This is a genomic window from Actinotalea sp. (genome assembly GCF_035443605.1).
In the GTDB taxonomy this organism is placed as follows: Bacteria; Actinomycetota; Actinomycetes; order Actinomycetales; family Cellulomonadaceae; genus Actinotalea.
The window spans coordinates 1-7,106 of sequence record NZ_DAORSQ010000031.1 but is presented as its reverse complement, the minus strand read 5'-3'; the positions used below and the strand labels follow the sequence as shown (position 1 = coordinate 7,106).

The window sequence follows — 7,106 nt, the reverse complement described above, 5'->3', positions numbered from 1 at the left end:
CGGGCGTGCCCGAGGCACCCACGGGCGGGGTCGTGCCCGGCCGCTGGGCCGGTCGGGTGCTCGGCATCGCGATGTCGACCACCACCGTGGGCCTGGCCCTGCACGTCGCCGGGGCCGTGCTGCGCGGCCTTGCCGCGGGTCGCGTGCCCTGGGCCAACATGTACGAGTTCACGCTCATCGGCACCCTCGCGGCGGTCGTCACCTTCCGCGTGCTGTGCCTGCGGCGCGACGTGCGGTTCCTCGGCACCATCGTCATCGGGCTGAGCGTCGTGGCCCTGGGCCTCGGCCTCGCGGCGTTCTACGTGCCGGCCGACGCCGTCGAGCCCGCGCTGCAGAGCTACTGGCTCGTCATCCACGTCTCGATCGCGACGATCGCCACCGGGCTGTTCACCGTCGCCGTCGCCGCGAGCGTGCTCCAGCTGCTCAAGGACTCCTGGGAGAACGCCTCGCCGCGCATGCTCAGCCCGCGCTGGCAGGTGCTCGGCACGCTGCCCTCCGTGCGCTCGCTCGAGGCGCTGAGCTTCCGGGTCAACGCCGTGGGCTTCGTGCTGTGGACGTTCACCGTGATGGCCGGGGCCGTGTGGGCCGAGCACGCCTGGGGCCGGTACTGGGGCTGGGACCCCAAGGAGGTCTGGAGCTTCGTCGTCTGGGTGGTCTACGCCGCCTACCTGCACGCGCGCACCACGCGCGGCTGGTCCGGGCGCCGGGCCGCGTGGTTCGTCCTCGTGGGCTATGCCACCGTGATCTTCAACTTCACGGGCGTGAACCTGCTCTTCAACGGCAAGCACGCCTACAGCGGGCTGCCGAGCGAGGACTGATGAGGCGAAGGTGACGCTCGTCACCCGTTCGCGCACCCGTCGTCACCCGTTCGTCCCCTCTCGTCACCGCCGGGGTCTGCCGACACCTCCCGTGAGGGCGGAGCCGCCGCCCGGGACGGGAGTGGCATGGGCGCGCAGCGCACGCAGGCCGAGCAGCAGGTGGCCGACCTCCTGCGTACGGCCAAGCGCGCCCTCGGCCTGTCCGTGACGTTCCTGTCGCGGATGGACGGCACCACCCAGCACCTGGAGGTCGTCGACTCCTCGATCCCCTTCCTCTTCCCCGAGGGTGCGCGGATGGTCCAGGCGACGTCGTTCTGCCAGGCGATCCTCGACGGCCGGCTGCCAGCGGTCATCCCCGACGTGCGCGCCCTCCCCGAGGCGATGGCGCTGCCGGCGGCGCGCTTCCCGCGGCTGCGCTCCTACGTCTCGGCGCCCGTGCGGCTGTCCGACGGCACCCTGTACGGCACGTTCTGCGCCGCGGGCCTCACCACGGACAAGGGACTGTCCGCGCGCGACCAGGCCCTCATGGAGGTGCTGGCGGCCGCGGCCGCGGTGGTCATCGAGCCGGGCGTCGTCGACCGCGCGCGGGCGGAGGAGATCGAGTCCCGCCTCGTGCCGCTGCTCGTGGAGGGCGGGCCGACCGTGGTGCTCCAGCCGATCGTCGACCTGGCCTCCGGGCGCCGCGCCGGGGCCGAGGCGCTGAGCCGCTTCCCCGCCCACTGGAAGCTCGCGCCCGACGTGGTCTTCGCGCAGGCGCACAGCATCGGCCTGGGGCACGAGCTCGAGCTGCTCGCGCTGGAGCGCGCGGCCCGGCACCTGGCCCGCGTGGACGGGTACGTCGCGATGAACGTCTCGCCGGCCACGCTGGTGACCCCGGAGTGCGGTGCGCTGCTCGCGCGGCTGCCAGCCGACCGCGTGCTGCTCGAGCTCTCGGAGCACGACCAGGTCGAGGACTACGACGCGCTCTCGGCAGCCGTCGCGGCGCCGCGGGCCGCCGGGATGCGCCTGGCGATCGACGACGTCGGTGCGGGCTTCTCCTCGCTGCGGCACATCGTCGTCACCGCTCCGGACGTCATCAAGCTGGACCGCAGCATCGTCGACGGCGTCGCGGCCGACCGGGTGCTCACCACCCTGGTGGGCTCGCTCGTGGACTTCGCGCACGGCAGCGGCACCCTGGTGGTCGCCGAGGGCGTCGAGACGGCGCAGGACGCGGCCGCGCTGCGCGGCCTGGGCGTGGACCTCGGCCAGGGCTGGTTCTTCGGCCGGCCCGGCCCCGCGGAGGCGCTGGGTCCGACCGATCGCGAGCCCGCAGGTCCCTCGCCTGTGCGCGCGCCGACGGAAGGCCCTTGGACCCTGCCGCTGGAGGCCCGGACGGGCGCATGATGGAGCCATCCACCTCCCTGAGGAGTGACTGGCCATGAAGGCTCGTGTGGGTGACCGGTTGGTGCTGGCGTCCAGCGTCGTGGACGGGACCGTCCGGGACGGCAGGGTGGTCGAGCTGCGGCACGAGGACGGCTCGCCGCCCTACCTCGTGGAGTGGCTGGACACGGGGGAGCGCACGTTGGTGTTCCCCGGCCCGGATGCGCACGTGGAGGCCGCGGTCGGTGATCCCGCCGATGCCGCGCCGCCCGCGGCCGTGAGCACCTGGCGCGTCCAGGTCACGCTGCTGCACGAGGGCGCGTCCACCACCGCCCAGGCCGTGCTCGTGGCCGGGACGCCGGACCACCTGGGTGCTGTCGGGAAGGCGCGGCGCAACCCGGAGGACGGGGTCGTGCCGGTCATCGGGGACGAGGTCGCCGTCGCGCGCGCGCTGCGGCACCTGGCGGACCGCCTCATCGACACGGCCGAGGAGCAGATCGAGGACTCCACGGGCCGGCCGGCCCGCGTGCACGGCTGAGGTCGGCCCGCGTCGTCGGCCCACCCGCTGCCCCTCGGCACCGGGTGGGCCCCTCCCGTAGCGTGACGGCATGGCACCCGTGGAGACGTCCCGCCGTCCGTTGCTCCTGCTCGACTCCGCCTCGCTGTACTTCCGCGCGTTCTACGGCGTCCCGGAGTCGGTGCGCGCGCCCGACGGCACCCCGGTCAACGCGGTGCGCGGCCTGCTGGACATCGTGGCCCGGCTCGTGGTGACCCGCGGCCCCGCGCGGATGGTGGCCTGCTGGGACGACGACTGGCGGCCGGCGTTCCGGGTGGCCGCGATCGGCTCGTACAAGGCGCACCGGGTGGGGGCCGACGGCGGCGAGGAGGTGCCGCCGGCGCTCGCGGCGCAGGTGCCCGTCATCGTCGAGGTGCTCGCGGCGCTGGGGATCGCGCGCGTGGGCGCCCCGGGCTTCGAGGCCGACGACGTCATCGGTACGCTCGCGGGGCGCGAGCGCGCCCGTCCCGCCGCCGAGCGCGCTCCCGTCGAGGTGGTCACCGGGGACCGCGACCTGTTCCAGCTGGTCGACGACTCCGGCCCCGTCCGCGTGCTCTACACCGGCCGCGGGATGGCCGACCTCGACGTGGTGGACCAGGCCCGGCTGGCCGAGCGGCACGGCACGCCCACGGGCGCGGCCTACGCGGACGCCTCGATCCTGCGCGGGGACGCCAGCGACGGGCTGCCGGGCGTGGCGGGCATCGGGGACAAGACGGCCGCGGCGCTCGTCGCGCGGTACGGCTCGCTCGACGGCGTGCTGGCCGCGGTCGCGGCCGGGGACCCCGGGCTGACCGCCACGCAGGCGCGCCGGCTCGCCGACGCCGCCGACTACCTCGCCGTCGCCCCCGGGGTGGTGCGGGTGGCACGGGACGTCCCCGTCGGCGAGGTCGCCGACGCGCTGCCGACCGAGCCCGCCGACCCGGCCGCGCTCGCCGCCCTCACCGAGCGCTGGGGGCTGACGACGAGCGTGGCGCGGCTGCGCGACGCGATCGCGGCCGTCGGGTGATCGCCAGCGTCGGCTCCGACCTCACGCGGTCGTGGTGACCCGCATGCCCTCGCTGGGCTGCACGATGACGAACCCCTGCCCGGCGAACGCGATCTGGACCGCCTCGCCCGAGCCGCGACCGATGAGCGCGGCGGCGGACATCGACATCTTCACGCTGGTCTGCAGCGTCGAGGACCACGCGATGGCCGACTGCGCGTCGGCGAACGTCGGGGCGTCGACGGCGAGCACGACGGGCGGGCCGTAGGACGTCAGGGCCAGCTGGCCGTGCCCCGTGAACACCGTGTTGAAGAGCCCGCCGGCCATCATCGACGCGCCCTCGACGCGCCGGATGTCCCACTGGAGCGTGGGGTCGAAGGCCAGCACGTTGCGACCGTTGACCGTCACCGAGTCGCCCTCGAGCGTGATGACGTGCACCTCGGCCGCGTCCTCCGCGAGGAAGAGGTCGCCCATGCCGGTGACCTTCATGGGGGGGACGCCCTCCCCGGTGAAGGCCTTCTTGAGCATCTTCGACATGCCGCCGGAGCCCTGGTAGGCGAAGTCCATCTGCCCCTGGTAGGCGACCATCGACCCCTGGCGGGCCATCACCTCGCCGGCGAGCTTCACCCGCAGCAGCTTGTGGTTCTGCAGGGCGAACCGCTCGGTGCTGGTCGCCTCCATGTTGGCGCCGAACATCTGGCTGCGCATGCGTCCTCCTGGGGTCATGGCCCGCCGCCGGACCGGTGCGCCCACTGTCCCAGACGCGCGCCCCGCCACGCCGGAGCGCGGCGGGCCGTCAGAGGGTGATCCTCAGACGGTCGCGGGCTGCCCCGCGAGGCCGCAGAGCTCGGTGCCCCACGCCGTGGCGGCCTCGAGCTGGCCCTCGACGAGCCCGCCGGCCTTGCCGTGCACGGTGAAGGTGCGGGCACGGACCACGGGTCGCCCGCCCAGCTTGCGCAGCCCCTTGTCGATGCCCTTGCCGGCCGAGCCGGGCAGGTTGGGCTTGAGGACCTTGGTGTCGAAGGCGGCGCATGCGAGGCCCGGGGGCAGGCTGGCGGCCTCGAGCCACTCGCGCACGCCGTAGTCGGCGGAGATGGCCGAGCCGAACTCGCGCACCGCGTCCTGGCGCGTCGAGGGGCGGGTCATGCTGAACGCGTGCGTGGGCCCGCCCACCACCAGCAGGCTGACGTCCGGCGGGACGGTCATGCCGCCGGGCTCTGCCGCGAGCGCCCCGACCTCGACCAGGCGCACGGGCCCGGCGGGTTCCAGCGCCGTCGCGACGGCCTCGGCCACCGCCTTGCTCGACCCGAACATCGACTCGTACACCACCAGGGAGGTCATCCCCCTACCGTCGGCGGCCGCGGCGGGCCGCGCCACGGTCGTTCGTCCCGGTCGTCGCCCTCCCCTGCGGCGCCTACGGTGGCCCGATGCGCTACGCGGTGCTCCTGCGGGGGGTCAACGTCGGCGGCCGGACGGTGCGGATGGCAGAGCTGCGCACGGCACTGGCCGCGCTGCCGGTGCGCGACGTGCGCACCCTGCTCGCCTCGGGCAACGTGGTGTGCCGGTTCGACGGCTCGGCCGTCGAGCTGCGCGCGCTCGTCGAGGCGACGCTGCGCGCGACGTTCGGCTACGAGGCGTGGGTGGTGGTGCTCGACGCGGCGCGGCTGGACGCGCTGCTGCGGGCGTGCCCCTACCCCGCGGACGACCCGACCACGCACACCTACGTCACGGTGACGTCGGACCCGGCCGTGCTCGATGCGCTCGACGCGGCGGTCCGCGAGGCCGACCCCGCCTCCCCGCAGGTCCGGCTCGGGCCGGAGGCGACGGCGTGGACCGTCGCGGCGGGCGCCACGCTGGCCGCGGCGCGCAGCAGGCTCGCGGGCCGGGTCCGCTACGCGCCGTCGATCACCGACCGCAACCTGCGCACGATGCGCGCGGTCCAGGCCGCGCTCGCCGAGATGGGTGGGGACGCCGCGGGCTGAGGCCCTACCAGCGCTCGGCGGCGAAGAGGGCAGCTGCGTCCGACGCGTCGAGCGCACCGGGCAGCACGACGGCCTCGTCGACCACGGCTGCGGCCGCCGTCAGACCGCTGCCGGGTGCGGCGCCCAGCGTGAAGGTCGCCGGGTCGGACGGGTCCGCTGCGAGCGGCGCCGCCCCGACGACCGTCCCGTCGAGGGCGAGCGTCACGGTGCCGCCCGCGCGGCTGGCCGAGACCAGGTGGCGCGTCCCCGTGCTCACCGCGACCTGGAGCAGCGTCACGGCGCCGCCGCCGCCGGCCGGCCGCTCGCGCAGCACCAGCAGGCCGGCGTCGAGTCGCAGCTCGACCGCGTGGCCGTCGGCCTGGCGCAGCGACGCGAGCTCGCCCGTGGCGTCGCCGTCGGTGACCGCGAACCAGACGGCCATCGCGCCGGTGGAGCTCGTGGCGAGGGTGGGCCCCGTGCCCGTCACGCCCTGCTCCACCCCGCCGGCGAGGGTCATGGCGCCGGTCGGGCTGCACGCGAGCAGCCCGGGGGCCGCGACGTCGCCCGTCGCGAGGTCCCAGTGCAGCGCTGCGCCCAGCGCGGCGACATGGGCGACGTACGACCCGCTGCACGGGCTGACGCCCACGGTCGCGGTGGTCGCGGCGCTCCCGGTGAGCACCGCACCGGTCTGGCCGACGCCCGGCAGCGCCAGCCCGATGACGGCGCCGAGCGCGCCGGCGGTCAGCACGGTGAGGGCGCGGCCCGGCCCGCGGCGCTCAGTCGAGGAGGAGCGCATCGAAGCGGGCCTCCCTCAGCGGTGGGGCCGGCCGGCGGCGCGCGCGGCGCCGCTCGGCGAGCGTGTCGGCGAGCTCGAGGGCCGCGATGAGCGCGAGCGGCGGCACGAGCATGACCATCCGGCCCTGCGGCGAGTGCGCCCAGAACAGCAGCGTGCCCCATCCGGCGTGGGCCTGGACGACGACGCCGCGCACGCGCGACAGCGGCGTCGCGTTGGGGTCGACCGTCTCGTTGGCGTCGCCCTTGGTGAGGATGAAGGGCCGCTCGACCACCTCGCCCGTCGCGAGGTCGAGCTGCGGGACCATCTCGCCCGTCGCGGCGTCCGGCACCATCGACGGCAGCATCTGCAGGTCGACGATCCGGTGGGTGACGAGGTGCTTGCCCCCGGGCGGCCAGAACGTGGCCACCTGGCCGACCCGCAGCTGGGACGCGTCGTCGATCGCCTGGAGCACCACGACGTCGCCGGCCTCGACGAAGGGCGACATCGAGCCCGACGTGACGATGAGCAGCTTCTGGCCGTGCACCTCGAACCAGGCCGGCACGGCGAGGCTCGCGGCGAAGGCCGTGAGGCCCGCGGCGATGACGAGCCACGCGACGAGCCGGCCCGAGCGGCGCGCGAGGCGCGCGCGGCGGCG

Annotated in this window: 9 protein-coding genes; 5 read left to right on the top strand and 4 right to left on the bottom strand. The window is 75.4% G+C overall.

Features of this window, described 5'->3' with window-relative positions; all coding sequences use genetic code 11:
- From ccsB to PKY62_RS05190, 4 genes are all read left to right on the top strand, one after another.
- Window positions 1-818, top strand: an 818-nt coding sequence (gene ccsB / locus PKY62_RS05205) for a c-type cytochrome biogenesis protein CcsB (RefSeq protein ID WP_324535546.1), incomplete at its 5' end; no start/stop codon positions are given.
- 126 nt (window positions 819-944) lie between these two features.
- Entirely contained in the window at window positions 945-2,201 is a 1,257-nt protein-coding gene (locus PKY62_RS05200) for a sensor domain-containing phosphodiesterase (RefSeq protein WP_324535544.1), read from the top strand.
- A gap of 34 nt (window positions 2,202-2,235) precedes the next feature.
- Window positions 2,236-2,715 (top strand): dsRBD fold-containing protein, encoded by a 480-nt coding sequence (locus PKY62_RS05195; RefSeq protein WP_324535542.1) that lies wholly within the window; start codon window positions 2,236-2,238, stop codon window positions 2,713-2,715.
- A gap of 70 nt (window positions 2,716-2,785) precedes the next feature.
- Window positions 2,786-3,739, top strand: a complete 954-nt coding sequence (locus PKY62_RS05190) for a 5'-3' exonuclease (RefSeq protein ID WP_324535540.1) — start codon at window positions 2,786-2,788, stop codon at window positions 3,737-3,739.
- A gap of 21 nt (window positions 3,740-3,760) precedes the next feature.
- Here PKY62_RS05190 and PKY62_RS05185 read toward each other — a convergent pair whose 3' ends face one another.
- Together PKY62_RS05185 and PKY62_RS05180 are read right to left on the bottom strand one after the other, a co-directional pair.
- Window positions 3,761-4,423, bottom strand: a complete 663-nt coding sequence (locus PKY62_RS05185) for an AIM24 family protein (protein ID WP_324535538.1) — start codon at window positions 4,421-4,423, stop codon at window positions 3,761-3,763.
- 102 nt (window positions 4,424-4,525) lie between these two features.
- Window positions 4,526-5,056, bottom strand: coding sequence for a flavodoxin family protein (locus PKY62_RS05180; RefSeq protein ID WP_324535536.1), 531 nt, complete (start codon window positions 5,054-5,056; stop codon window positions 4,526-4,528).
- An 86-nt stretch (window positions 5,057-5,142) separates the two neighbouring features.
- Here PKY62_RS05180 and PKY62_RS05175 point away from each other — a divergent pair, with 86 nt between their 5' ends.
- A complete protein-coding gene (locus PKY62_RS05175) occupies window positions 5,143-5,697 on the top strand; it encodes a DUF1697 domain-containing protein (protein WP_324535534.1) in 555 nt (184 codons plus the stop codon).
- A 4-nt stretch (window positions 5,698-5,701) separates the two neighbouring features.
- Here PKY62_RS05175 and PKY62_RS05170 read toward each other — a convergent pair whose 3' ends face one another.
- A complete protein-coding gene (locus tag PKY62_RS05170) occupies window positions 5,702-6,472 on the bottom strand; it encodes a LamG-like jellyroll fold domain-containing protein (RefSeq protein WP_324535532.1) in 771 nt (256 codons plus the stop codon).
- Window positions 6,453-7,106, bottom strand: a 654-nt coding sequence (locus PKY62_RS05165) for a signal peptidase I (RefSeq protein WP_324535530.1), incomplete at its 5' end; no start/stop codon positions are given. The genes PKY62_RS05170 and PKY62_RS05165, both read right to left, overlap by 20 nt.

Bases quoted from the DNA above. Each gene is read 5' to 3' on its own strand.
- PKY62_RS05185 (WP_324535538.1), bottom strand. From the start codon at position 4,423: ATGCGCAGCCAGATGTTCGGCGCCAACATGGAGGCGACCAGCACCGAG.
- PKY62_RS05175 (WP_324535534.1), top strand. From the start codon at position 5,143: ATGCGCTACGCGGTGCTCCTGCGGGGGGTCAACGTCGGCGGCCGGACG.
- PKY62_RS05200 (WP_324535544.1), top strand. From the start codon at position 945: ATGGGCGCGCAGCGCACGCAGGCCGAGCAGCAGGTGGCCGACCTCCTG.
- PKY62_RS05180 (WP_324535536.1), bottom strand. From the start codon at position 5,056: ATGACCTCCCTGGTGGTGTACGAGTCGATGTTCGGGTCGAGCAAGGCG.
- PKY62_RS05195 (WP_324535542.1), top strand. From the start codon at position 2,236: ATGAAGGCTCGTGTGGGTGACCGGTTGGTGCTGGCGTCCAGCGTCGTG.
- PKY62_RS05170 (WP_324535532.1), bottom strand. From the start codon at position 6,472: ATGCGCTCCTCCTCGACTGAGCGCCGCGGGCCGGGCCGCGCCCTCACC.
- PKY62_RS05190 (WP_324535540.1), top strand. From the start codon at position 2,786: ATGGCACCCGTGGAGACGTCCCGCCGTCCGTTGCTCCTGCTCGACTCC.